Source organism: Streptomyces sp. NPDC002888 (assembly GCF_042888465.1).
GTDB lineage: Bacteria > Actinomycetota > Actinomycetes > Streptomycetales > Streptomycetaceae > Streptomyces.
Genome location: NZ_JBIAPU010000055.1, coordinates 13,695 through 38,772, shown reverse-complemented (window position 1 = coordinate 38,772; position 25,078 = coordinate 13,695). Strand labels below are relative to the sequence as shown.

Sequence of the window (25,078 nt, the reverse complement as noted above, 5' to 3'; positions counted from 1 at the left end):
CCCCCCCCCCCCCCCCCCCCCCCCCCCCCCCCCCCCCCCCCCCCCCCCCCCCCCCCCCCCCCCCCCCCCCCCCCCCCCCCCCCCCCCCCCCCACCCCCCCCCCCCCCCCCCCCCCCCCCCCCCCCCCCCCCCCCCCCCCCCCCCCCCCCCCCCCCCCCCCCCCCCCCCCCCCCCCCCCCCCGCCTGGTTCGACACCACGACCGCGGCCGCAGGGACCGACCTCGCCACGGCGGCAGCGATGGCGCTCTGTGCCGAGCTGCCACTGGCCGCGCTGTGCGCCTGGCTGGCGGTCCGGGCGCTGGGGCAGCGGTCGTAAGACCCAATCGCCGTACCAGATCAGAATCGACCTTGATCTGTTATTCCGTAATAGCGTAACTTCGGGTTCGTGCCTGATGACTTCCTGCTGGAGCGAGTCGCCGCGCTCGAAGAACGAGTGGCGCGGCTGGAGTTGGGACCGAAGGTGCCCCGAAGCGATGTGTTCTGGGCACTTGAGGGGCTGCGCGAGCGGCTCACCGGGGATGGACAGGTGCTGTTCACCGGCGCACTGGACCTCCCCACAGGCGAACACTACGAATGGCAGCAAGGCGCGGTGACGGAGGAACTGCTCGAAGCGAACTGGGCAGATCACGCCACGCCGTACGCCGCCCTGGGGCACCCGGTGCGGCTCACCCTGCTGCGCGCGGTGCTGCGAGGGACCCGGTCCGCGGCCGAGTTGCAGGAGACGGCCGGACTGAACACCACCGGGCAGCTCTACCACCACCTCAAACAGCTCACCGCCGCCGGCTGGCTCCAGGCCGAGGGGCGTGGGCACTACCAGGTGCCCGCGGGCCGAGTGGTACCGCTGCTCGTGCTGTTGTCCGCGGTGGTGCCGGCATCGAACTCGAAGACAAGGACTGGTTCATGAATCGACGGAAGTTCCTGGGCTCGGTGACAGCCGGGGCCGGCGTGTCGCTGTTACCCGCAAACGCCACAGCGGCCGAGGGGGACCTGGCCGCGCGGGTGCGGCGTTACCTGGACCGCGCACTGGCCGCCGGCAGCCCGAGCGTGGTGTGCGGAGTCATCCGCGACGCACACGGATACGCGGCGGGCGCGTCCCAGGACGGCCCCGCACCGGACGGCAGGACGGTGTTCCAGCTCGGCTCGATCGGCAAGACCCTGACCGCCACCGCTCTCGCGCGCGCCGTGTGTTCAGGCACGGTCCGCCTCGACGCGCCGCTCGTTCTACCCCCCGAGTTCCGCATCCCGCGCAAGGGCCCTCGGCGGATCACCCTGGCCGACCTGGCGACCCACACCTCCGGTCTGCCCTCGCTGCCTCCGAACCTCCTGGCGGAAGCGGATCCCTACGACCCGTACGCGCACTACACGCTGGACGACCTGGCCGTCGGCCTGGCCGAGACGACGCTGAGCACCGAGCCGGGCAGCACCTACCAGTACTCGAACCTCGGGTTCGGACTGCTCGGACAGGCGCTGGCCTTCGACGGCGTGGATGCGATGCTGGAGCGCAGAGTGACAGCACCACTGCGCCTGCCCGACACGACGACGACCCTGAGGCCGGACATGGCCTCCCGCAAGGCCGTCGGTCATCTCGCCGGGGATCCCGTTCCCGACTGGCACGATCACGTTCTCAGCGGCGCGGGTACCTCCCTCTACAGCACCGCCGACGACATGCTCCGCTATCTCGGCGCACAACTGCGCCCGGAGCGCTCACCGTTGCGGGACGCGATCAAACTCACTCAGCGTCCTCACTTCACCGTCGACCAGGACCTGCGGCTCGGGCTCGGCTGGCACCTCAGCACGCTGTCCGACGGCCGGACCATGACCTGGCACAACGGCGGCACCGGCGGATTCAGCACCTGTGCGGCGTTCAGCAGGCACAGCATGACGGCGGTGGTGATGATGGTGAACACCTTCAGCGAGGAGACCGACAGTGAGCCCCGCCCGGTCGACGCGCTGACCTTCGCCCTGCTCGCCGAACTCGACGAGGCCTGAGCTTCTCCGCGAGGCCGGTGACGCGTGTCGCGCGGGTGACGCAGGCGTCACCGGCCAAGGGCGAGTCTCGGCGGGCGGGGAATCGCTCAGGAGCCGCTCTGGGCCGCTGGACGATCTGCGTCACATCTGCTCCGAGGGCATTGCGATGGGACCGGCCTCTTAAAGCGCTTAAAGCCAGTGATCGCCGACCACGCCCCTTGAGCTGCTTCTGGACGGCCGAGACGAAGGCGAAGGAGGGCGCCGATCCCACGGTTCTCGACGACACGGCAGACCGGGCGGCCTACCTGGACGACATGTCCTTCACCTCCGACGACGGCCTCAAGGTGGACTTCGACCGCCGCAGCGTCGGCGTCCCCGCGGGCGGCCGCTACAGCGTGACCCTTCCCAAGGACACCGTCACCCCCTGGCTGTCCGACTTCGGCAGGCGCGTCCAGCTGCAGTCCGTCAGCCCCAGCGCCGGGCTGGACCTCGGCGCCACCAACACCCCCACCCTGCCCGTCCCGACGCACACCGCGGACGGCGACGACACCACCGACTGCTCCAAGGTCAAGTGCATCGCCCTCACGGGGGGCGGAGGGGGCGCCCCTCGGGTGGGCTGCCGCCGCTCGGTGACGTCCACGACGTTAGGCCGGATCGCCATCCGATCGCCAATAGAGAAGCCGATCCCCGCTATCGGAGTACCGATGGCAAGGGTCGCTAGGCTGGAGGCCATGAAGAACCAGACGCGCGCGACGGTGGGCCCCCCGGCGGCCGGTGGCAATCAGCTCCCGCCGCACGCGGATCTGAACCTGTTGCGCACGTTCCTGGCCGTGTACCGCGCCGGGTCGTTCACGGCCGCGGCGCCCCGGCTCGGGCTGTCCCAGCCGACCGTGACCGCGCAGATCCGCACCCTGGAGCAGCAGACCGGACGGGAGCTGTTCACCCGCCTGCCCCGAGGCGTGGAGCCCACACCGCACGCCCAGGAACTCGCCGGACAGATCGCCGGCCCCCTCGACGCCCTGGCCACCCTGGAGGACACCGGCGCGGCGGCCGCGCCCGTGCACCTGGCCGGACCGTCGGAGCTGCTGTGCGTCCGGGTCCTGCCCGCCCTCGTCCCGCTCGTCGCCGACGGCGTCCAACTGCGCGTCACCCAGGGCCTGCCCGAGCCGCTCCTGGAGGAGATGCGCGCCGGCCGGCACGACCTGGTCATCGCCACCCGCCGACCACGCGGCCGCGCCCTGGAGTCGGTGCCGCTCGCCGACGAGGAGTACCTCCTGGTCGCGAACCCGGTCTGGGCCGAGCGCCTCGCCGGGCATCCCGGAGCCGACGATCTGTGCACCGCGCTGCGCGACGTGCCGATGGTCACCTATGCCGAGGACCTGCCGATCGTCCGCCGCTACTGGCGCACGATCTTCGGCAAGCAGCTCACCGCCCTCGCCGCCGTCACCGTGCCCAACCTCTACGCGGTCCTGTCGGCGGTCAACGCCGGCGCCGGAGTCAGCGTGCTGCCCCGCTCGTTGTGCCAGGAGTACCTCGACTCCGGCCGCCTCGCCCTCCTCCACGACCCGGAGGAACCGCCGCTCAACACCCTGTTCCTCCTCCAGCGTCCCGGCTCCGAGGCCAACCCCGACGTGATCCGGGTGCGCGACACCCTCCAACGCACCGCCCGCGACTGGTAGCCGAGCCGGGCACCGGGGCCACCCCAAGTCCCGGACGGAAAGATCCGGCCCCGCGGGGCAGACCTCGTGATCAAGAATGGACCGGTCGTTCCGCACGCCGACCCCGGATCACAGCCAACGCGCTGGGGGAGGAACCCGATTGGGCCGCCCCCTGGGGTGCCCTGGTGTCCACGAGCGTCGGTGCCGTCGCAACCATCCTCGGCATCATGGTGGGGGGCTTCGTCGGCCGCCGTAGCCAAATCCAGCAATGGCTGCGCGGGGAGTGGCGGGCCGCGTTGATGAAGGCAAGCTGTCCGGATGCGAGGTCTGCCATCTCGACGGCACCCAGCAGCCCGTCGACCGGCAGCTGGGAGGACCGCCGGCGCGCCCGACGGGCAGGCCGGGCGCCGATACCGGTCACACGTCAGGCCGACGAGGTGACCGCTCGGCCGAGGTGCCGGGCGAAGAACCGGACCGCGCTGTCGGTCTCGAACCTGAGCAGCTCCTTGTGCTTGCCCGCGTTGGCGTGACTACCGTGTCGGGTCATGACGATCCTGATCATCGGCGGTAGCGGGTTCCTGGGCACTGAGCTGGTCCGCCAGGCGGCAGCGGCCGGGCATGCAACGGCCGCGACCTTCGCGACCAGGCCCGGCAGCACTCCGGAGGTCACGTGGCACGCCCTCGACCTGGGGGACCCCGAGCGTGTCGAAGCGGTCGTGGCGGAAGTGGGGCCGCGCCTCGTCGTCAACGTGACGAGCGGCGAATCCGACTGGGCGGTCACGGCCGAAGGCCCGGTCCGCCTGGCGATGGCTACGGCGAGGTACGGCTGCCGCCTGGTCCATGTTTCCAGCGACGCGGTGTTCTCCGGCGCCCGCGTCCATTACGACGAATCCTGCCTTCCCGACCCAGTCACCCCTTATGGCGCGGCGAAGGCCGCAGCGGAGACAGGGGTGCGCCTCGTCCACCCGGATGCCGTCATCGCTCGCACCTCGCTGATCATCGGCGACCGGCAGTCTGTGCACGTACGCATGGTGCACGACCTCGCGGCGGGTACCCGAAACGGCGTCCTGTTCACCGACGACATCCGCTGCCCCGTCCATGTCGCCGACCTGGCCGCCGCCCTGCTGGAACTCGCGGCCTGCGATGCAAGCGGCGTTCACCATCTGGCAGGAGCCGACGCCGTGAGCCGTCACGAACTCGGCATCCTCATCGCCGAACGTGACGGGCTCGACGCCTCCCGACTTCCCACGAGTCTGCGGGCCGACAGCGCGCTCCCCGGGGCCCTCGACGTCCGCCTCGACAGCCGCGCCACCCAGCACAAGCTGCACACCAAGCTGCGCGGTGCCCGCGAGTTCCTCGCCCTGGGTGCTTGAGCATGCTTTTCCAGCGTTGCCCCCAGAACCGCCCGTCGGCCTGGCTGTTGCGGCGGCTAGCCGGTGCCGCCGTCAGGGCTTGATCGGCTTCACCTTCCTGTCGACGCCGTTCACGCGCACAGTGACGTTGCTCCGCTTCCGCGCCCGGTCGGCCACGACTTGGTAGGACGTGACCTTCCCCTCCCGCCACTTGCAGCTGACCTCGTAGCCGCCTCGGGCGCGCAGCCCGGTGAAGGAACCCTTGGCCTTCCATGCGTCCGGCAGGGCGGGCAGCAGGTGGATGACTCCGTCATGGCTCTGCAGGAGCATCTCCGCCACGGCGCCCGTGATGCCGAAGTTGCCGTCCATCTGGAAGGGCGGGTGGTTGCAGAACAGGTTGGGCAGGGTGTTGTAGGTCAGCAGTCCGCGCAGCATGATCTGGGCGCGATGCCCGTCACCGAGGCGGGCGAACAGGGCCGCCCGCCAGGGCCAGGTCCACGAGCGGCGGCTGTCGCCCGACACTGTCGCGGCTGTGAACGGGACGCCTTCCTTCTCGCCGCACCGTGCCTTGAGCGAGACGAGGGCGGCGGCGGCGAAGTCGGGCGTCCTCGGGGTGATCTGGCGGCCCGGGTAGACCGCGAAGAGGTGCGAGGTGTGGCGGTGGATGTCGGTGGGGCTGTCGATGTCCTCCTGCCACTCCTGCAGTTGACCCCACCGGCCGATCTTGTTCGGCGCGAGGCGCGCCTGCAGGTCCGCGACCTTGGCCCGGTAGGCGGGATCCGCCTTGAGCACCTCCTCGCAGTCGAGGTAGTTCTGGAACAGGTCCCAGATGATCTGCTGGTCGTACATGACGCCGTCCTCGCGCGGCCCGTGCTCGGGGGACCAGCCGTTCGGTGCGACGAGGAGTCCGTCCTCGCGCTCCTTGAGATGGTCCTCCCAGAACTCGCAGATCTCCTTGATCATCGGGTAGGCGACGGTGCGGAGGTGGACCAGGTCCTGGGTGAACGCCCAGTGCTCGTACAGGTGTTGCGCGTACCAGGCGCTCGCGACGGTGTTCCACTCCCACGCGTTGCCGCCGAAGATGCTCTGGCTGGTGCGGGCGGTCCAGCCGCGCGTGTCCTTGCCGAAGGCGTTGCGGGTCGCCACGCGGCTGGGCACCGCCACCTGCTCGACGAAGGCGACGAGTGCCTCATGACATTCCGACAGGTTCGCCGTCTCGGCTCCCCAGTAGTTCATCTGGACATTGATGTTGGTGTGGTAGTCGGAGGCCCACGCCGGCTGGTTGCTGTCGTTCCAGAGGCCCTGGAGGTTGGCGGGGAGGCCGTTCGGGCGAGAGGAGCTGATCAGCAGGTACCGGCCGTAGTCGAACATCGACTGCTCGAGTGTCGGGTCCTGCCCACCCGCCGCGTAACGCGCCAGCCGGGCGTTGGCCGGCAGCGCGACCACGGGGGCGTCGGAGGTGCCCCAGGCGACCGAGACGCGGTTCATGAGGGCGCTCGTCTCGGCGATGTGCTTGTCGCGCAGCTTGTCGTAGGGCCGGGCGGCCGCCTTGTCGAGCGCCCTGACGACGGCCGCTTCCGGGTCGGCTCCACGCCACCCGGCGGCGGCGTCGAGCTTGTAGTCGGTGCGGGCGTCCAGGAGCAGGGTCAGGGTCGTGCAGCCGCTGAACCGGAGCACCGGTCCGTCGGCGCGGAAGTCGCCGTCGGTGTGCACCGCCTGGACGGTGCACGCGTGCTTGAGGCCGTTGCCCATGACACCGCTGAAGGCGATCCGCCGGGCGCCGGCGTCGACGGTCGTCGGAGCCTGGTCCTGTGCGGACGTCAGCGAGATCGCTCCGGAGAGTCCCTGGGCGCTGTCCGAGGTGTACCGGAAGACCATGACGTCCGCGGACCGGCTGGCGAAGGCCTCCCGCAGGACACGTCGTCCCGGCGCGCCGAAGCGGGTGACGTGGACACCCTTGATGAAGTCGAGGGTGCGCTCATAATCGACGACCGTGCGCTGCGTGCGTGTGTCGAAGTCCTTGCCTTGAAGCGCGATCTCCGCGATCTGGAAGCCGGTGGAGGACGCGTCGGGGGCCAGGGTGAGCCGGTAGACGGAGTAGGCCGTGCTGTTGGTGATCCGGAAGGTCCGGGTCTCGCCACGGCCGGCGAAGGGCGCCCCGGGGCTCTGTCTGTCGAGGGTCACCCAGGCGCTCCCGTCCTGCGACGCCTCGAGTGCCCATTGCCGGGGGTCGTCGTGCGGACGGTCCGGGGCCGCCGTCAGCGCGTACGAGGTGACGACGACGGCGCGGGACAGGTCGGCCTGCCAGACGACCGCCGGTGCGGCGGTGTCGACCCGCCAGACCGTGGCCGGATCGCGGTCCACCGAACTCGAGATGTCCGTGGCCTGGGACCCGGCGGCGGCACCGGATCCCTCGGAGTGCCCGCTCGGCGACGTCAGGTACATCGAAGCGGCCGCGCCGAGCTCGACGCCGGACAGACCGATCTCGCTCAGCTGGAAGTGGCTGACCCCTGCCTTGGGGACGAAGTCGAACCGGTAGAAGCGGTAGGCCGCGGCGCCGGCACAGGTGAATTCCTTCGTCTGGAAACGGCTCTCGAAGGGCGTCGCCAGAGTGCGGCTGTCCAGGGTGGTCCAGGTGGCGCCGTCGGCGGAACCGGAGAACGTCCACTCCTGCGGGTCGCGCTGCGGCACGTCGTTGGCACTCGTCAGACGGTAGGACGTGACCGCGACGGGGTCGGCGAGCTCGACCTGCCACTGCACCTTCGAACCGGGCCCCTCGATGCACCACTTGGTGCTCGAGTCACCGTCGTACGTCTGGTCGACACCCTCCGACGAGGAGGTGCGGTACGGCCCCCCAGGGGCCGTGACCTTCGAACGGTTCGAACGGGGCCCAAAGGTGACGACGAGGTCACCGAAGTTCCGGTACGAGCCGAAGCCGGTCATGCCGGTGTCGAAAGCGCTGTCCGGCTGGCCCGCGAGGGCGTTGTCGTAGTTGTTGACACCGCCCCACAGACTCTGCTCGTTGAACTGGACGCGCTCGTCGTAGGGATCGGCGAAGAGCATGGCGCCGAGTCGGCCGTTGCCGATCGGCAGGGCCTGCGACTGCCAGTCCATGGCGGGGACGCGATACCTCAGCGCCTTGCGCGACATGGTCGGCCACCGGACGGCCGCCGACGCCTCGGCCTCCGCGGCGACGGCCTCTCCCGCGGGGGTTTTGCCGGTCAGCTCAGTGATCAGAGGTGCGAGGGCGAGGGCACCACCGAACTTGAGGACGCTTCGTCGCTGCGGTGGGGATTCATTGCTCACAGAGAGATCTCCCGACCCATTCATCGGCTCTTTCACGGAGGGAGTACCAGCCACATCGACGTCCATCGAGGGCTTGGCCATCCTTGCCGGAGGATAGATCGGATGTCTAGAGGCACGTCGACACGCTTCCACTCCTGGCCACCGGCCGCGCCGACGACACCGCCCCAAAGGGCCCGGAACGGCCCGGCCGGGCCACGGGATTCCCGAGGCCCGGCCGGAGGTGGTGGTCCGTCAGTTACGAGTTGAACGGTGTGGCGCCGTCATCGGTGGCGATGCGCCACAGATGGTCGGCGGTGCCGTTGTCCTCCCACTGCAGGGCCGCGGCGCCGGATGATGTGGACATCCCGTCGATGCCGAGGACCAGACCGCTGTTCTTGTTGATGATCTTGCTGTAGCCGCCTCCGGCGTCCACCAGGGACCAGAGGTGGTCGGCGGTGAGGGTGTCGCCCCACTGCAGTGCGGTGGCGCCGGCCGTCGTGGAGGCGTCCTTGATGCCGAGAACCTGGCCGCTGTTGGTGTTGAAGATCTTGTAGTAGCCGTTCTCGGCGGGGACGATCTTCCATCGGTGGTTGGCGGTGGTGTTGGCGGCCTGCTGCTGGACAGCGCCTCCGGGGGCGATCGAGGAGCCGGCGATGCCCAGCTCGAGGCCGCTGTTCTTGTTGACGATCCGCACCGCGGGTGTCTCGGGGTACCAGGACTCCAGCTCGGTGACGCCGACGAACTTGCCCGCCTGCGGGGTGAGGACGACGCGGAACTGGGAGGTCGTGACGGTCGGGAAGGTCACCTCGTTCGCGTTGTTGGCTCTCGGCGTGGCCGGGCTCTTGACCTGGCCGGGGACGGACACCCACGCACCGTCCTTGAGGTACTGGACGGTGTAGCTCGCCGGGACGCGAATGTTCGCGCCGTCGTCGTAGGTGTAGAACTTGACCTCGTTGATCTTGCGTGGCGCCCCGAAGTCGACGCCGAGGTGGTCGGTGGTGTTCGGTGAGCCGGAGTTGGTCCACCGGTCGTCGGGGATCTTGTCGTAGCGGATCCAGCCGTCGGTGGCTCGCAGCGGGGCGTCGAAGGTGGTGGGCTTGCAGCTCTGGCCGCTGTGACAGTGCGGACCGTTGGAGACGGTGTTCGTGTAGGAGGCGAAAGCCTTCGGGTAGGGCTGGGTGACGGTGCGGCCGAGCCAGTCCTGCTCGGCGGTCAGCGGGTTGGCCGCCACGTTCGTCATCCGCGGGGACTGTGCCGGGGTGACGGGGGCCGACACGTTCACCGTGGTGTTGCCGGCCGTCGAGGACTGGTGGATGCGTACGCCGTCCTCGAAGATCTGCAGGCCGCTGCCCTTGCCGTAGTGCGAGCCGTCCCGGTCCCAGCGGATCGAGAGGTTGTGCCCGTGGTAGGGGACGTTCTCCACCGCGAAGTAGTCCCAGCCGGACGGGATCAGCGGCTTCAGCACCAGCGTGTTGCCCGCCTGGGGCTTGATGCCCAGCAGACCGGAGAGCACCAGGTCGTTGAAGCTGGAGTGGTTGTAGTGCTCGCTGAAGTTGAACCCGTCGTAGATCCACTCGCCGGTGTCGCCGTTGGCGGCCTCGGCGATGTAGGGCTTGCCGTCCTTGTGCTGGAGGTCGGCGAACTGGGACAGCATGGTCTGATAGTCGGCCTTGGTGACGAAGTTCTGCGCCGGATAGTCCTGGAGCAGGTTCGCCATGCCGGTCAGGATCTGGCTCGTCTGGAACGGCCAGCTCGGGCCGTTCCAGTGGCAGCAGTTGGCGTCGTCGCGCTTCTGCTCGGCGGGGATCGCCTGGTAGTTGAAGTAGGGGTTCGCCGTGATCCGGTCGAGTTCGGCGAAGCCCGTTCCCTTGGTGAACTTCAGGGTGTTGGCGCCCGTCTTCATCGGGACCTGCACGGTGACGGACTTCGATTCGGAGAAGCTCCCCCAACTGCCGGTGGGGGCGTAGTTGACGGTGACCGGGTTGGCGGTGTCGCCGTTCACGACCACCTTGTGGTTCGAGGTGCTGGAGGTGCCGTTGGCGTAGTGGACCGTCACCGGGTACGTACCGTTGCCGGGCGCGTCCACGGTGAAGGTGACCTCGCTGTCCGCGAAGTCGATCTGCCCGACGTACTTGCCGTTGGAGGCCGTCGACGAGTCGTGGATGTTCGCATGGGTGACGGCAGCCTGCTCGGCCTCGAAGTCGTGCACCCGCTCAAGCGTCGTGGGCCCGAACGCCGCGCCGAAGCGCTTCGGGTCCTTGAGGTACTTCCACGCCGACGAGTACTGCGCGTCGGGCAGGTTGAACGCCCAGGGGGCGTAGCCCATCGCCTCGCGCCAGGTCGTCCTGGTCTGCTTCAAGGCGCCGTTGGTGCTGTGGGTGTTGTAGACCTGCATGAAGAACTCGCGCTGCGGGTCCCACAGTGAGGTCTGCACCCCGGCCTTGAGCGAGGCGGCCTTGTTGTCGTACTCGGTCGCGGTGGCGGTGTCCCCGGTCATCGTGGCGATCTTGCTGATCGCCTGGGCGGCGCTGAACATGTACGCGTTGATCGTGGGCCGGTAGCCCGGGCCGCCGCTGAACCAGTTGCTGCTGTGCATCGACGTCTCGGTGTATTCCGTGGCGTCGGACAGCGGAGTCTGGTGGTACAGGTCGGTGGTCGAGGCTGTGCCGTTCACCGTGATGTCGTTGGTGAAGTTCGAGTCCCACTTCTTGTACAGCGCGATGAGATGCGGGAGATCGGCCTTGATCTCGGCCGCGTCGCCGGTTACCAGGAAGCGCTGGTACGCGGCGCTCGTGATCCACTCGCTGAAGTTCCGCGCGCCGGAGTTGCCCGCCCCGCGCAGCCAGAAGTCCAGGTAGTCACCGGCGTAGTCGCGGTTGTGCAGCCAGCGCCCGTCCAGGAGGTGATAGCCGGTGGCGTCCGGCAGCGCGGTGTACGGGTTCCCGGCGTAGCCGATGGGTACGTCGTACTCGGTCGACACGTACCCGGTGCCCGGCACGGTGTAGCGGAGCGCGCGCTTGTAGGTGCTCCACCGGTAGTAGTAGACCTCGTCGATGTCGTCGTCAGGGGTGTCCAGGAACGGGATGTTGTCCTTGTACCACTGCGGCTCGTCGAGCTGGTTGGCAGCGAGGATCGCGTCCTGGTCGAGTGCGACCGCGTTGGGGTCGTCGGCCGCGTGGGCGGTACCCGCCCCTGGCCCTCCGGCCAGCAGGGCCATCGACAGAATCGATCCGGACAGGGCGGCAGTCAGGCGTCTGCCACGTCCAGCGGGTCGGTCGTGCATAGGGCGGCCTCCGTCGCACTCTCATTCGAAGCGTTCGTTATATCGAACGGCGTTCGAAATTCTGCGAGACGGTAATGACACGCTCAAATCAAAGTCAAGAGAACGGACCACACCGAGCCCTGTTCGTGCACATGAGCGCCCTGGGCGCGCCCTATGACCACGGTCATAACGGCGACTAGTATGACCGCTGTCATAGGCGGGGGCAGCGGCTCCGCCTCGGCCTGAGCCAGGAAAGGCAGAGCATCGTGTACGTCGGTTTCGTCGGCCTCGGCGTCATGGGGCAGCCCATGGCCCTCAACCTCGCCCGCGCCGGGACGCCTCTCGTCGTGTGGAACCGCACCCCCGGCCGGTGCGAACCCCTGCGCGCCGCCGGAGCCGAAGCCGCGGCGAGCCCCGCCGAGGTCTTCGACCGGGCAGAGACCGTGATCCTCATGCTGGCCGACGAGGCCGCGATCGACGCCGTCCTGGGGCGTGGCACCCGGGACTTCGCCGCGCGCGTCGCCGGACACACCGTCGTCCACATGGGCACGACGTCAGCCGAGTACTCGGGCAGTCTGCAGGACGACGTCCGGGCGGCGGGCGGGCGATACGTCGAGGCCCCGGTCTCCGGTTCCCGCGTCCCGGCCGAGCAGGGCGAACTGGTGGGGATGCTGGCGGGTGACGACGATGCTGTGGCGGCCGTACGCCCGCTGCTCGCCCCCATGTGCCGGGAGACGTTCGGCTGCGGCGCGGTCCCGGGCGCGCTGCTGATGAAGTTCTCGGTGAACCTGTTCCTGATCACCCTGGTCACCGGCCTGACCGAGGCGTTCCACTTCGCCGACCGGCACGGGCTCGACCAGCGTCTGCTCCGGGACGTCCTGGACGCGGGACCGATGGCCAGCGCCGTCTCCCGCGTGAAGGGACCCAAGCTGCAGACCCGCGACTTCACCGTCCAGGCGGCCGCCGCGGACGTCCTCAAGAACAACCGCCTGATCGCCGAGGCCGCCCGCAAGGCCGACCTGGCCTCCCCGCTCCTCGACGTCTGCCACACCCTCTACGGCGAGACCGTCGAACAGGGCCACGGCGGCGAGGACATGGTGGCCGTACTGCGTGCTCTGGAGGCCCGGACCGACGGCGCTCCCGCCACGATCCCGCCGGATCACTGACGCGCCAGCTCAAGGGCCGCCCCGCGGACTGGTGAGCCAGGAAACTGCCCTTGCTGACAAGGAGGTTGTTCATGGATGACGGCGCCGAGCAGTTCCCCGCCTGGGTGACCTGGCGGCGCAGGCCCTTTCCCGACGCCAATCTGCTCCTGCTGCACGGGCGCCGACCGGCCCTGGTGGACAGCGGGTTCGTCGGCCACGCACAGGAGACCGCCGCCTGGGCACGCGCGCACACCGGGCACGTCGCGCTCGTCGTGAACACCCACTGGCACTCCGACCATGTCGGGGGCAACGCGCTGCTGCGGGCCATGGGCGCCGGCATCGCGGCAAGCTCACCGGACGCCCAGGCCGTCACCCGGCGAGATCCGGGGTGCTGCCTGGCGGAGTACCTCGACCAACCGGTCAGCCCCTACACCGTCGACGAACCGCTCGACGACGGGCAGGTCCTCCGGCTCGGCGACGCCGACTGGATGGTCGTACGCACGCCAGGGCACACCCCCGGTCACCTGTCGTTGTGGCAGCCCGAGGAGCGGCTGCTGGTGGCCGGAGACGCCCTGTCCGACTACGACGTCGGCTGGGTCAACCTCGCGCTCGACGGCCCCGACGCCGCCGCCACCGCGCTCGCCTCCCTGCACCGGCTGGCCGACCTCCCGGCCCGCTCGCTGCTGCCCGCCCACGGGCCGATTCCCGCCGACCCGAGTGCCGCGTTCGCCGCCGCGACGCGCCGCGCCCAGCGCCTCGTCGACGACCCGGCCGGCGCGGTCTGGTACGGCGCACGCCGGATCCTCGCCTTCGCCCTGATGATCCGTGGCGGAGTTCCCACCACCGAGGTCGAGCCCTACCTGCACGACCGGGCCTGGCTGACGGACGCGGCGCGGCTGCTGGGCAGGACGTCCGAGGCACTCGCCGCCGAACTGGTCGACACGATGCTTCGCAGCGGCGCCATCGTCCTGCGCGACGGGCGGCTGCACGCGACCGCCGAGCACACGCCGGTCGCGGCCGCGGCCTTGCGCGTGCCGTTTCCCCGCGCATGGCCTGCGGCAACGCCGTCAGGAGGGGAAGCCGCGGAACCGACGTGAAGCCCATCGGCACCACGTTTTCGACTCTGCGTCGGTCCAGGGAGACGTCGGATCAGCTCTTGGGGTGTGGCTGCGGTTTCACCAGGCCGCTCTGGTAGGCGACGACGACGAGTTGGGCGCGGTCGCGGGCGCCCAGTTTGGTCATGGCGCGTTGGATGTGGCTGCGTACGGTCAGCGGGCTGAGGACGAGTCGGTCGGCGATCTCCGCGTTGGACTTGCCGTGCGCGGCCAGGGCCGTGACCTCGCGTTCGCGGTCGGTCAGGGCTTTGACGGCGTCGGGGAGGGCGAGGAAGCCGTCGGTGTCGGGGGTGGCCAGGAAGCGGGTGATGAGGGCCCGGGTGGCGGTGGGCGAGAGCAGGGAGTCGCCGTCCGCGACGGTTCGGATGCTCGACAGCAGGACCTCGGGGCTGACGCCCTTGCCCAGGAAGCCGCTCGCGCCGGCGCGCAGGGCCTTGGCGACGTTCTCGTCGTTCTCGAAGGTGGTGAGGATCAGGATGTGCGTGTCCGCCAGTTCCGGTCGGGAGCAGATGGCCGCGGTGGCTGCCACTCCGTCGACGTTCGGCATGCGGATGTCCATGATGACCACGTCGGGTTGGTGCGTCGCGGTGAGGTCGACGGCCTCTTGTCCGTCGGCGGCCTCCGCGACGACGGTCAGGTCCGCGACCGAGTCGATGAGGATGCGGAAGGTGGCCCGCAGGAGGGCCTGGTCGTCGGCGAGCAGGACGCGGATGGTCATGTGGCGGGACTCTCGTCGTTGCTGTTGAGCGGAAGGGCGCAGGCGACCTCGAAGCCGCCCTGCGGCCGGTGGCCGGCGTGGAAGGTGCCGCCTGCGGCTGCGGCGCGCTCGCGCATGCCGAGGAGGCCGAAGCCGCCTCCGGTGGCGGGTGTGGTCGCGGGGCGGTCGGAGGCGGTGTCGTTGGTGATGGTCAGGGTCAGGTAGTGGGGGGTGTACGCGAGCCGGACCTGTGCGGTGCGGGTGGCGGCGTGCTTGGCGACGTTGGTCAGGGCTTCCTGGATGATCCGGTAGGCCGTCAGGTCGAGTACGGGGGTGAGTCGGAGCGGCTGTCCCTCGACGGTGACGCTCACCACCAGGCCGACCGTCGAGCAGGCGTCGACCAGGTCGGGCAGTTGCTGCAGTCCTGGTGCGGGGGCCAGGTCGGCTGTGTCGTTGTCCTGGCGCAACAGCCCTACGGTGGCCTTGAGTTCGCGCAGCGCGGCAGCGGTGGTCTCCGGCAGCCTGGCAATGATCTCGAAAGCCTGGTCCGGGTGGGTTCGTGAGAGGTGCGCCGCGGTGCCGGCCTGGGCGTCGGCCAGGGTCAGGTGGTGGGCGACCACGTCGTGCAACTCCCGTGCGATGCGCATGCGTTCCTGGATCACCCGGTGCCGTGCCTCTTCCTCGCGCTGTCGGTCGGCGTGTTCGGCGCGAGCCACCGCGTACTCGCGGCGCACCCGGACGTAGGCCCCGAGGGCCGCGGACAGCAGAACCCATGCCGCCGGGTTCACGGTCGTGAGGACCGGTGAGTTGCGGAACGAGGGGACGAGCAAACCGGTGACGACCATGCCGGCGGCGGCTGTCAGTGCGCTGTTCCAGGTGGTGCGGCGGGAGGTGTGCAGACTCGTGGAGTACTGCGCGACCAGGAGCGGGCCCATCAGCCCGGGAGTCAGGAGGTAGCCTAGGGCACCCTGACCCATGGTGCACAGCGTGGTCGTGGCGAGGACGTGCAGGGGGCGGTCGCGGCGCAGGCGCAGGGCGGCGCAGGCGACGGCGGCAAGCGCGACGCCGGGCCACACGGGCGGGGTGTCGGACACAACCGCCCGGGTGACGACAACGCCGAGGACAGTGACCGCGAACAGCAGGACCAGCGTCACGGCCTCCACGGTTTTCGGACGGGTCACTGCCCGGCGCTGCCAGCTGGTGCTCATCACACTCCGAGAGAGGTCCAAGGACAGACATGCTCACACACCGCAGGTCGCGGCGCCCTTGTGCTCGGCGCCGCGACCCGCGGTACAGGACTCAGACGCGGGCCGATTCCCGCGGGGCGGGCTCGTTGCCCGCCGGTCCGGCACTGTGCGCCGGCGGAGCGGCGAGCCCGGTGCCCTCGACGTCGACGCGGGGAAGCAGCCGGTCGAGCCAGTGGGGCAGCCACCACGCCTTGTCCCCGAGGAGGGCCAGCACCGCGGGTACGAGCGCCATGCGGACGACGAAGGCGTCGAACAGCACCGCGACGGCGAGACCAAAGCCGATGGTTTTGATCATCGACTCATCGGCGCCGATGAATCCGGAGAAGACCGCGATCATGATCACCGCCGCGGCGACGACCACCCGCGCACTGTGCCGGAAGCCGGTGACGACCGCCTGAGGGGCACGGTCCCCGTGGACGTAGGCCTCCCGCATACGGGAGACGAGGAACACCTCGTAGTCCATCGCGAGGCCGAACACGATGCCCACCAGGAAGATCGGCATCAGGCTCATGATCGGACCGGCCTGCTCCACTCCCAGCAGTTCCGCGCCCCAGCCCCACTGGAAGACCGCCACGACCGCGCCGAGAGCGGCCAGCACCGACAGCAGGAACCCGAGCGCGGCCTTGACGGGCACGAGCACGGAACGGAAGACCACCAGCAGCAGGATCAGGGCCAGAACGACGATGACGGCCAGGTAGGGCACGAGCGCGTCCTGCAGGGCCTGCGCGACGTCGATGTTCATCGCGGTGCTGCCGGTGACCTCGAACGTCGCCCCGGTCTCCCGCTCGAGGGCGGGGCGCTGCGCGCGGATGTTCTGGACGAGGCCCTTGGTGTCCTCGTCGTTCGGGCCGGTGGCCGGAACCGCCGAGAAGAGTGCGGCGTCACCGGCCTGGTTGAACCGCGCCGGAGAGGCGGACACGACCCCGCTGGTCGCGCCGATCTCCTTCGCGATCTCCTTCACGGCCGCCTTGGGTTCGGCCGCGCCCTTGACGTCCACGACGATCGTCAGCGGCCCGTTGAAGCCCGCGCCGAAGCCGTCCGCGAGCGCGTCGTAGGCGCGTCGCTCCGTCGACGAGACGGGCTTGGACTCGGCCCCCGGCATGCCCATCTCCAAGCTCGCGGCGGGCAGGGCGAGGACGCCCAGACCGGCGACGCACGTCACCAGCACGGCCACCGGCCGGCGCAGCACGAAGCGTGCCCACCGGGAACCGCCGTTATCAGCCGTCGGGGCCTTGGGCCCGCTCTTGCGCGCGGCGCGGGAGAGCACGGCGTTCGGCCACATGCCGAGCAGGGCGGGGACCAGGGTGAGGGCGATCAGAACGGCGACGACCACGGCACCCGCGGCGCACAAACCCATCTTGGTCAGCATCGGAACGCCGACCACCGACAGGCCGGCCAGCGCGATGACGACCGTGAGGCCGGCGAAGACCACGGCGGAACCGGCCGTGCCGACGGCGAGGCCGGTCGCCTCGCGCGGGTCGTGCCCGCCTGCGCGCTCCTCGCGGTAGCGGGAGACCACGAAGAGGGCGTAGTCGATGCCGACCGCGAGTCCGAGCATCGTGGCCAGCGTCCCGGTGGTCAGGGACAGGCCGAAGGTACTGCCCAGGGCCATGATGGCGGCCATGCTGATCCCGATGCCGACGACGGCGGTGAGCAGGGGAAGTCCGGCCGCGGCGAGGGATCCGAAGGTGATCAGCAGGACGACGGCGGCCAGGGCGATGCCGATGACCTCGGACGAGCCACCCGCCGCGGGCTGCTCGGCGAGTGCGGTGCCTCCGACCTCGACCGTGAGACCGGAGTCACGGACCTGGTCGACGGCCTTCTCCAGCGCGGCCTTGGCCGCATCGGTGAGGTCGGCGGCCTTGACCTTGTAGTTCACCGTGGCGTACGCGGTGGAACCGTCCTTGCTCACCGCGCCTGCCGTGAACGGGCCCACCGCACTGGCGACTTGGGGCTCGTCGGCGGCCTCGGTCACGAGCTTGTCGATGGCGGCGCGGTTGTCGCCCGCGGTCACCTTCTCTCCGTCGGGTGCGACGAACACGATCCGCGCGTTGGCGCCGTTGGCGTCCGAGCCGGGGAAACGCTCTCCGATCAGGTCGAACGCCTTCTGCGCCTCGATGCCGGGCATGAAGGACGTGCCGTCGTCGGAGGCAGCGGGAGCCTTGGCGGCGCCGAGGCCGACGGCGCCGAGGACCACTGCCCACAACAGCAGCACGAGCCAGCGCCGTTGGAAGGCGGTCCGGCCCATCCGGTAGAGGAAGGTAGCCACGAGAAACGGATCTCCAGGTCTGGTTTCGGGTAGATCACCAGCCTGGCGGGAAAGGGCGGGCCGAGGCATCGTGCTGGTGCTGGCACTGTCAGTTGGTGGCGCTGCACGAGCCGGCGTGCTGCTGTCCTCCTCAGGGATGAGCGCCGCATACTGCGTGCGGATGACACCGGGACCGGCTCGGCGCGACTCGGCGCGATGTCCTGGAGCACGTCCTTGGGCAGGGGCCTCGTCATACCTCCGCCGCTGCTGAACGGGTCGAGTACGACGGGCCGTTGATCGGACGGAGTCCGACCGGTGGGGTCAGCCCCGGTGCCCCCAGTCCAGGCGGTCGCCCAGCCCCGCGGCGGTGAAGGCGGCCTGGAGTTCGTCGCGGCCCTCGGTGAAGTGGGCCCAGCTGTCGTAGTGGACGGGAACCACACGGCGCGCGCCGAGTATCCGGGCGGCTTCGGCGGCCTGAGCACTGTCGAGGACGACGGGCGCGCCGTCGAACAGGACGGACAAGCGGGGCGCGCCGGCGAAGAGGACGGCGGTGTCCACCGGCCCGAAGCGCTCGGCTGTCTCCCTGACGGCGTCGAGGGAGGCGTTGTCGCCGCTGACGTACACCGTGGGCAGCCCGTCACCGGTCAGGACGAAACCGACGACCTGCCCGGCGATCGCCTCGATGTCCTCGCGCGGGCCGGGGCCGTGGATGGCGGGGACGCCGGTCACGGTGACCGTGCCGCCGCCGGGGCGGTCCAGCTCGACGGACTCCCCGTCGGCCAGCCCCCTGGCCTTGTCGCCGAGGCGCTTGCCGCCACCGGGGGTGGTGAGGGTGAGCGGCACGTCGGCGAGCAGGGCGCGGCCGGAACGGTCGAGGTTGTCGGCGTGCTCGTCATGGGACAGCAGGACCACGTCGACGGGGCCGAGTTCGGCGAAGCTGCCGGAGGAAGGGGCGGTCTTGGTCAGGAGCGGGCCGCCCGGCGTCGGGTAGTCGCCGGGGGCGTCGAAGGTGGGGTCGGTGAGAAAGCGCAGGCCGCCGTACTCGAAGAGGGCGGTCGGGCCGCCGAAGACGCGGACGGGGAACTGCTCACGGGTCGTCTCAGAAGGAGCCACGAAAAACACCTCACGGATGGGATCGACTTATCCGTGATGGACCGTAGCCGTTTCTCATGGATGCGGGCAATCCGTACCATGAGAAACATGGATGTGCCCGTGACCGCCGAACCGGCCGAACCTGCCGTGCCGCCCGCGACCGCCGAACCCGCCGAACCTGCCGTGCCGCCCGCGCCCGGCGAGGAGCAGTACCTGGCCCTCGCCTTCGTCAACAGCACCATCGCGCTGCCCGGCGGGCAGTTCATCGACTTCCTCGGCACGCCGGAGACGGCGAGTCGGTGGCTGGCGGAACGTGGTCTCGCCCCCTTGGACGCCGGACTCCGGGAGATGTGCACGGCACAACTGCGGTCGCTGCGCGAGCAGATCAGGGCGCTGTTCGCCTCCCGCGTCACCGCGCTCGCGGCCCTGCCAGCAGCCCTGTCCGCCGTCAATGACGCGATGACCAAGGTGCCCACCGCCTCGCTGCTGCAGTGGGACGAGAAGACCGGCCCCTACCGCGCGGCCCCACACCCCACCACCCAGATCGTCGACCACGCTCTCGCGACGCTCGCCGCCAACGCGGCCGACCTGCTCACCGGACCCGATGCCGAACGTCTCACCGCCTGCGGCTCCCCGCCGTGCACCCGCTACCTGCTGCGCCACGGGCGCCGCCACTGGTGCTCGACGCGCTGCGGAGACCGCGCACGCGCGGCCCGCGCCTACGCCCGCCGCACCAGGCCCGGGGCTTCCGGCTGACGCACGAAGGCCCTCCCGGCCGACGCCGGTAGGGCCTTCGTGCGGTGTGCCGCCGTGCGGCAACCGGCGTGAGGCGGGGCTGCGGGGCGGAGTGGGTCACATCCCCCAGAGCTTCTGGTACGCCTCCCGGTATCCCTCGGGGTCCCAGGAGGACTTGCCGCCGCTGTTGTCGGCCGTGGTGATGTGGGCCGGGGCGACGTAGCCGCTGGCGGGCTTGCCGGCGAAGGCGCGGTTGAACTCGTCGACGATCTGCCAGCCCTGTTCGGACAGCGGCTCGGGAACCGTCGCCGTCTGGAACTGCTTGCTGTTGATGCGCTGGAAGGCGGACGGGTCGCCGTCTCCCGCACCGATGTTGAAGGGGGCTCCGTTGCCCTGCTTGCCCGCCGCGCGCAGGGACGGGGCGGCGTCGGCGAAGTACAGGTCGTTGATGGCGACGGAGTTGGTCCACTTGGTGCCGAAGCGGGACAGCAGGGCGGACACCTCTTGTGGCGTGCGGTTGCTGGCGTCGGCGATGGGGATGTTGGACGTCGTCAGGACCTTGACGTCGGAGCAGGTGGCGAGCTCCTTCTCGATCAGGTCCGACTTGCCCTTGGCGAAGGGTATGGAGGCGTCGGTGAAGACCACCACGCCGGCCCGGCCGTTGGACTGGCCGATGATCCAGTCCGCGCTGATCCTGGCGACGTCCTGGACCTTCGTGGTGATGTTGCTGAAGAGCTTCGGGTCGGTACTGGGCCCGGGGGTGTCCACGGCGTGCCAGCCGATGAGCGGGATGCCGGCCGCGGTGGCCTGGGCGACCTGCTGCGCGGTCGACTTGGGGTCGAAGCCGGACAGTACGATCCCGTCGGGCTTGACGGCGACGGCCTGGCTGAGCGCGGCCTGGATGCCGGCCGGAGTGCCCTGACCGTCGATGACCCGCATCTTCCAGCCGATGGCCTTGGCGGCCTCCTTGACCCCTTCGGCGGCGCCGGCGACTCCCGGGTTGGTCATGCTCTGGGCGACGTAGACGATGGTCTTGCCGGGAACCGCCTTGGGGCCGGTGGTCGGGCCGTCCCAGGGGGCGTTGACGTCCTCGGCTCCCTGGACCGCTTTCTTGGCCTGGGCGAGGACGGCAGGGCAGCCGGCCTTCGAGTTGCTGACGGTGGTGGCGCCGCCGGCCTGCGAACCTCGGGTGCAGCCCGCGGCGAAGGCGGTGACCAGGGCGAGCGCGGCCACGGCTCTCAGCGGCGCCATGCGGGTGTGGTGGTACGACACGGACGTGCTCCTTGCTGACGTGCGGGGAGGGCGGGAAGGAGAAGGGAGGGGCGGGCCCCTTCACCGGGAGTTCGCAGGCCTGGTCCGTTGGCCGGAGGTCTCAGGCCTGGTCCGCGGACGGGGCCGGGGTGGACGCGGCGGGCTCGGACAGCGACGTGCGGGTGGCGGTGGCCCCCGCGCGCAGCCTGCGGCGGGCGGAGTATCCGGCCAGTCCGACGGCGAGGAGGAGGGTGCCGCCGTTGAACAGGGACGTGGCCCAGAACTCGGCCCCGAGTTGCTGGATGCCGGCGAGACCGATGGCGAGGATGGCCACGGCGACGACGGTGCCCGCGGCGTTGGCGCGGCCGGGCTTGATGGCGGTGGAGCCGAGCAGGGCGCCCACGAAGGCGGGCAGCAGATAGTCCATGCCGACGCTGGGATTGCCGATCTGCTGCTGGGCGGCGAGCAGGACTCCGGCGAAGCCGACGACGATCCCGGAGCCGGCAAAGGCGTAGATGCCGTAGCGGCGGGTGGGGATGCCGACCAGGTCGGCGGCGCGGGCGTTGGAACCGATGACGTACAGGTAGCGGCCGAGCGGCAGCCGTTCCAGCAGCAGCCACAGGATGACGGCGAGCCCGAGGACGTAGAAGGCGGGCACCGGCAGGCCGAGGAACTTCGAGTCGTACAGGTCCGTGAAGGCCGGGGGCAGTCCGTTCGGGCCGGGGACGATGCGGGCGCCGTCGGTGATCCAGCCGGTGAACGCGTAGAGCACGCTGCCGGTGCCGAGGGTGGCGATGAAGGAGTCGATCCGGGCGAACTCGACCAGCAGGCCGTTGAACACGCCGATGAGGCCGCCGCCGACGATGACGACGAGGCAGGCCGCCGGCCAGGGCCAGCCGTTGTTCACGATGAGCTGCATCGCCAGCACGTGGGCGAAGCCGAGGCCGTAGCCGACGGACAGGTCGAACTTGCCGGTGACGATGGGGATCATCGCGCCGAGCGCGAGCATCGCCGGGATCGACTGGTTGGACAGGATCGACGAGGCGTTGTCCAGGGTCGGGAAGGTGTCCGGCAGGGCGAAGGAGAAGACCAGGAACAGCAGGACGGTGAGGGTGAGCAGGCCGTAGGTGCCGATCAGATGGCCGCGCAGCCGGCCGCGGCCGCGGGGCCTCCCCTTGCCGGTGCCCGCTCCCCGGGGTTCTTCGGTGGCGCCGGTTCGGGGGCTCGGGCTCTTGGATCCCAGGGCCCGGCGGGAGGATTCGGTCTCGGTGGCCATCAGTGGTTGCCCGTTCCGGTCAGCGCCGGCATGGCCGACGCGGCATGGGTGAGTTCGGTGACGGTGAGGGCTTCGCCGGACAGTTCCGCCGTCACACCGCCCCGCATGAAGACCAGGGCGCGGTGGCAGACGTCGGCGACCTCCTCGAAGTCGGTGGAGATGAGCAGGACGGCGAGTCCTGCGGCGAGGGCGTCGTCGAGGAGTCGGTAGATCTCGGCCTTGGCGCCGACGTCGACACCCGCGGTCGGTTCCTCGAGGATCACCACGCGGCGGCTCAGCCGCAGCCAGCGGCCGATCATGACCTTCTGCTGGTTGCCGCCGGACAGGGTGGCGATCGGTGCCTCGGGGTCGGCGGGGCGCACGCCGAAGCGTTCGACCAGGGATCCGGCCTCGGCACGTTCACGTCGCGGGCTGATCCAGTGCCACGGTGAGCGGGCGTCCGCGCGGGGGTTGGCCAGGAAGTTCTCGCGCACGGTGAGTTCGAGGGCGCAGCCCTCCTCCTGGCGGTTGCTGGTGACGAAGCCGATCCCGGCATCGACGGCGGCGGCGACCGAGTGGGGGCGGTACGGCGTGCCGTCGAGCAGCACCTCGCCGCCGGTGAGGGGCCGGGCCCCGGCGAGGGCGCGGCCGAGGTCCATGTGGCCGGCTCCGGTGAGGCCGACCATGCCGAGGACCTCTCCGGCGCGCAGGTCCAGGTCGACCGGCCCGGCGCCCTCGGCGGTGGTGCCGGTCAGGCGCAGCACGGTGGCGGCGGAGGTGCCGCTGGCGCGGGGGGCGGCGGGCCGGTGGCTCTCGGGCTCGTGGCCGACGATGTCGTGGACGATCCGCTCGGGGCCGTGGTCGGCGAGGAGGCCCTCGCTGATGAGGTGCCCGTCGCGCAGTACGGCGAAGCGGTCGGCGACCCGGTAGACCTCGTCGAGGCGGTGACTGACGTAGAGGATGGCGTGGCCGCGGTCGCGCAGGGTGTGCAGGACGTCGAAGAGCCGGGCGCAGTCGGCGGCGGGCAGGCTGGCGGTGGGCTCGTCGAGGACGATGAGGCGGGCCCGGGTGGACAGGGCGCGGGCTATGGCGACGAGGGAGCGTTCGGCGCGGGTGAGGTCGGCGACGGCCGTGTCGGGGTCGAGGTGCCCGGCGACGATGTCCAGTGCCTCGGCGCAGCGTCGGCGTACCTGGCGCCAGGAGACGAGGCCGCCGCGGCGGGGGTAGCCGGTGCCCAGGGCGACGTTCTCGGCCACCGTCATCCACTCCACGAGGCCCAGGTCCTGGTGGATGAAGGACATCTCGGTGGACGCGGCGTCGGTGCCGAGAGCGTGGCCGGCCACGGTGACCTGGCCTTCGTCGGCGCGGTAGACACCGGCGAGGATCTTGATGAGTGTGGATTTCCCGGCACCGTTGTGCCCCAATAGGGCAAGGACGCTGCCTTTGTGGATGTCGAGGTCGACGTCGGCGAGGGCGAGGGTGCCGCCGAACCGCTTGCGCAGTCCGCGAATCGTCACCAGCGGGCGGGACACCGTGAGGCCGTCGGGCGGCGGAGGGCTGGGAGTCGTGTCATCGGGAGCGTCGTTCACGGACTTCTCCGGGGATCTGCAGGCCGAGGACCACTCCATCGGCTCGCCCAAAATCCTGAACTCATCCCAGCATGCTGGTCAATACTCCGGCAGACATTGATTGCCCCAAAGTTACGGCGGCCGTACGGAAAGGTTCCGTACGGCCGCCGTCGCGTCCCGCTCCCTGGCGGGACCCCGTTCCTCTCCGAGGTCCCGCCCGCTCTCACCCGCCGCCCGTGGACGCCCCCTGCGGGAGCATGGGGTTCTCCAGCCCCGCCGCGATGGCCCGCAGGTCCTTCAGCAGCGCCTCGCGGAACGCGTCGTCGAGCCGCGCCTTGAGCACGGTGACGCTGATCGCGAAGGGGGCCGAGTCGGTGCGGAACCCGGTGACCGGCACGGCGAGGCAGACGATGCCCGCCCCCGCCTCCTCGTCGTCGACGGCGTAGCCCCGCTCCCGGCTCGCCGCCAGGTCCGCCAGCAGCGCGGGCACCGAGGTGAGGGACCGCTCGCTGAGCGCGGGCAGGGTCCGGCCCCGCAGCCGGTCCTCGGCCACCGCGGGGTCCAGGGTCGAGAGGATCGCCTTCCCGGTCGCCGTGCAGTTCGCCGGGAACCGGTCACCGATGTTGGCGGTGAGGCGCAGCGGCTGGGTGCCGTCGTACCTGGCGAGGTACAGCACGTCCAGGCCGTCCAGGACGGCGACCCGGGCGGTCTCCCGGGAGATGTGCGCGCTGCGCCGGCACAGCTCGTAGAAGTCCCGCAGCTGGTCCACCGTGGACAGATAGCGGCCGCCCAGCTCCACCAGCTTGCGCCCCAGGCTGAAGCCCGTCCCGTTGCGCGTGATCATGCCAGCCGCCTCCAGGGAGGCGCAGAGGTTCCCCGTCGAGGACTTCGGCAGACCCAGGGCGCGGGCGAGGTCGCTCACCGACAGCGGGCGGCCCTCCGCCTCACCGAGCGTGTCGAGGATCGCCACGGCCCGCGTCACCGCCGGGACAAGACTTCCCGGGTCGCTTGCGCTCACCGTCAACTCCACCCATCATTCTGTTCGTCGTTCAGCATGTTGTTATTGTCCCTCGTGTCTCCCCGAACGACAATGCCGTCGGCGCACGCTTTGCCGTCGAGTCTCGCCGAGATTCCCGACCGAGTCTCACAAGATTCCCGACCGTAGCGCGCCTTCCGGGTCGGCCGACGACACCCTCCGAG

General features: G+C 70.5%; 18 protein-coding genes. 7 read left to right on the top strand and 11 right to left on the bottom strand.

Features of this window, described 5'->3' with window-relative positions; translation table 11 throughout:
* Positions 1 to 385 precede the first annotated feature (385 nt).
* The 3 genes from ACFYWX_RS47285 to ACFYWX_RS47275 all read left to right on the top strand — a co-directional run bounded on the left by ACFYWX_RS47285 (position 386) and on the right by ACFYWX_RS47275 (position 3,647).
* Positions 386 to 904, top strand: a complete 519-nt coding sequence (locus ACFYWX_RS47285; RefSeq protein ID WP_389431738.1) for an ArsR/SmtB family transcription factor — start codon at positions 386 to 388, stop codon at positions 902 to 904.
* Positions 901 to 1,989 carry a serine hydrolase domain-containing protein gene (locus tag ACFYWX_RS47280; RefSeq protein ID WP_389431737.1) on the top strand — a complete coding sequence of 363 codons (1,089 nt, stop codon included), beginning with the start codon at positions 901 to 903 and terminating at the stop codon, positions 1,987 to 1,989. The genes ACFYWX_RS47285 and ACFYWX_RS47280 overlap by 4 nt, the downstream gene beginning before the upstream one ends.
* A gap of 710 nt (positions 1,990 to 2,699) precedes the next feature.
* Positions 2,700 to 3,647, top strand: a complete 948-nt coding sequence (locus ACFYWX_RS47275) for a LysR family transcriptional regulator (protein WP_389431740.1) — start codon at positions 2,700 to 2,702, stop codon at positions 3,645 to 3,647.
* A 403-nt stretch (positions 3,648 to 4,050) separates the two neighbouring features.
* Here ACFYWX_RS47275 and ACFYWX_RS47270 read toward each other — a convergent pair whose 3' ends face one another.
* Complete coding sequence (locus ACFYWX_RS47270; RefSeq protein WP_389431736.1) at positions 4,051 to 4,173, bottom strand: hypothetical protein; 123 nt, start codon at positions 4,171 to 4,173, stop codon at positions 4,051 to 4,053.
* Between ACFYWX_RS47270 and ACFYWX_RS47265 the strand changes: the two genes are divergently transcribed.
* Positions 4,172 to 4,999, top strand: coding sequence for an SDR family oxidoreductase (locus tag ACFYWX_RS47265; RefSeq protein ID WP_389431735.1), 828 nt, complete (start codon positions 4,172 to 4,174; stop codon positions 4,997 to 4,999). The two genes, ACFYWX_RS47270 and ACFYWX_RS47265, sit on opposite strands and share 2 nt — an antisense overlap.
* Positions 5,000 to 5,071: 72 nt before the next feature.
* Here the strand turns inward: ACFYWX_RS47265 and ACFYWX_RS47260 are convergent, their stop codons facing one another.
* Together ACFYWX_RS47260 and ACFYWX_RS47255 are read right to left on the bottom strand one after the other, a co-directional pair.
* On the bottom strand, positions 5,072 to 8,284 hold the full coding sequence (locus ACFYWX_RS47260) for a glycoside hydrolase N-terminal domain-containing protein (RefSeq protein WP_389431734.1): 3,213 nt from the start codon (positions 8,282 to 8,284) through the stop codon (positions 5,072 to 5,074).
* A 235-nt stretch (positions 8,285 to 8,519) separates the two neighbouring features.
* The gene (locus tag ACFYWX_RS47255; RefSeq protein WP_389431733.1) at positions 8,520 to 11,546 is read right to left on the bottom strand and encodes an RICIN domain-containing protein; all 3,027 of its coding nucleotides are present in this window, start codon (positions 11,544 to 11,546) and stop codon (positions 8,520 to 8,522) included.
* A 245-nt stretch (positions 11,547 to 11,791) separates the two neighbouring features.
* Here ACFYWX_RS47255 and ACFYWX_RS47250 point away from each other — a divergent pair, with 245 nt between their 5' ends.
* On the top strand, positions 11,792 to 12,691 hold the full coding sequence (locus ACFYWX_RS47250; RefSeq protein ID WP_389431732.1) for an NAD(P)-dependent oxidoreductase: 900 nt from the start codon (positions 11,792 to 11,794) through the stop codon (positions 12,689 to 12,691).
* Positions 12,692 to 12,762: 71 nt separating this feature from the next.
* Positions 12,763 to 13,767, top strand: coding sequence for an MBL fold metallo-hydrolase (locus ACFYWX_RS47245; protein WP_389431731.1), 1,005 nt, complete (start codon positions 12,763 to 12,765; stop codon positions 13,765 to 13,767).
* Between the two features lie 52 nt (positions 13,768 to 13,819).
* On the opposite strand, the gene ACFYWX_RS47240 is transcribed toward ACFYWX_RS47245, so the two are convergent.
* The 4 genes from ACFYWX_RS47240 to ACFYWX_RS47225 form a co-directional block, all read right to left on the bottom strand.
* On the bottom strand, positions 13,820 to 14,503 hold the full coding sequence (locus ACFYWX_RS47240) for a response regulator (protein ID WP_389431730.1): 684 nt from the start codon (positions 14,501 to 14,503) through the stop codon (positions 13,820 to 13,822).
* Positions 14,500 to 15,690, bottom strand: a complete 1,191-nt coding sequence (locus ACFYWX_RS47235) for a sensor histidine kinase (protein ID WP_389431729.1) — start codon at positions 15,688 to 15,690, stop codon at positions 14,500 to 14,502. Before ACFYWX_RS47235 ends, ACFYWX_RS47240 begins: the two co-directional genes overlap by 4 nt.
* 91 nt (positions 15,691 to 15,781) lie before the next feature.
* Positions 15,782 to 17,998: an MMPL family transporter gene (locus tag ACFYWX_RS47230; protein ID WP_389431728.1), complete on the bottom strand. Its 2,217-nt coding sequence runs from the start codon at positions 17,996 to 17,998 to the stop codon at positions 15,782 to 15,784.
* Between the two features lie 300 nt (positions 17,999 to 18,298).
* Positions 18,299 to 19,090, bottom strand: coding sequence for an MBL fold metallo-hydrolase (locus ACFYWX_RS47225; protein WP_389431727.1), 792 nt, complete (start codon positions 19,088 to 19,090; stop codon positions 18,299 to 18,301).
* Positions 19,091 to 19,177: 87 nt separating this feature from the next.
* On the opposite strand from ACFYWX_RS47225, the gene ACFYWX_RS47220 reads away from it, so the two are divergent.
* Complete coding sequence (locus ACFYWX_RS47220) at positions 19,178 to 19,825, top strand: CGNR zinc finger domain-containing protein (RefSeq protein WP_389431726.1); 648 nt, start codon at positions 19,178 to 19,180, stop codon at positions 19,823 to 19,825.
* Positions 19,826 to 19,921: 96 nt separating this feature from the next.
* On the opposite strand, the gene ACFYWX_RS47215 is transcribed toward ACFYWX_RS47220, so the two are convergent.
* The 4 genes from ACFYWX_RS47215 to ACFYWX_RS47200 all read right to left on the bottom strand — a co-directional run bounded on the left by ACFYWX_RS47215 (position 19,922) and on the right by ACFYWX_RS47200 (position 24,896).
* The gene (locus ACFYWX_RS47215) at positions 19,922 to 21,055 is read right to left on the bottom strand and encodes a substrate-binding domain-containing protein (RefSeq protein ID WP_389431739.1); all 1,134 of its coding nucleotides are present in this window, start codon (positions 21,053 to 21,055) and stop codon (positions 19,922 to 19,924) included.
* A gap of 121 nt (positions 21,056 to 21,176) precedes the next feature.
* The gene (locus tag ACFYWX_RS47210; RefSeq protein ID WP_389431725.1) at positions 21,177 to 22,331 is read right to left on the bottom strand and encodes an ABC transporter permease; all 1,155 of its coding nucleotides are present in this window, start codon (positions 22,329 to 22,331) and stop codon (positions 21,177 to 21,179) included.
* Entirely contained in the window at positions 22,331 to 23,899 is a 1,569-nt protein-coding gene (locus ACFYWX_RS47205) for a sugar ABC transporter ATP-binding protein (protein ID WP_389431724.1), read from the bottom strand. The genes ACFYWX_RS47210 and ACFYWX_RS47205 overlap by 1 nt, the downstream gene beginning before the upstream one ends.
* 202 nt (positions 23,900 to 24,101) lie before the next feature.
* Positions 24,102 to 24,896, bottom strand: a complete 795-nt coding sequence (locus tag ACFYWX_RS47200; protein ID WP_389431723.1) for an IclR family transcriptional regulator — start codon at positions 24,894 to 24,896, stop codon at positions 24,102 to 24,104.
* Positions 24,897 to 25,078 lie beyond the last annotated feature (182 nt).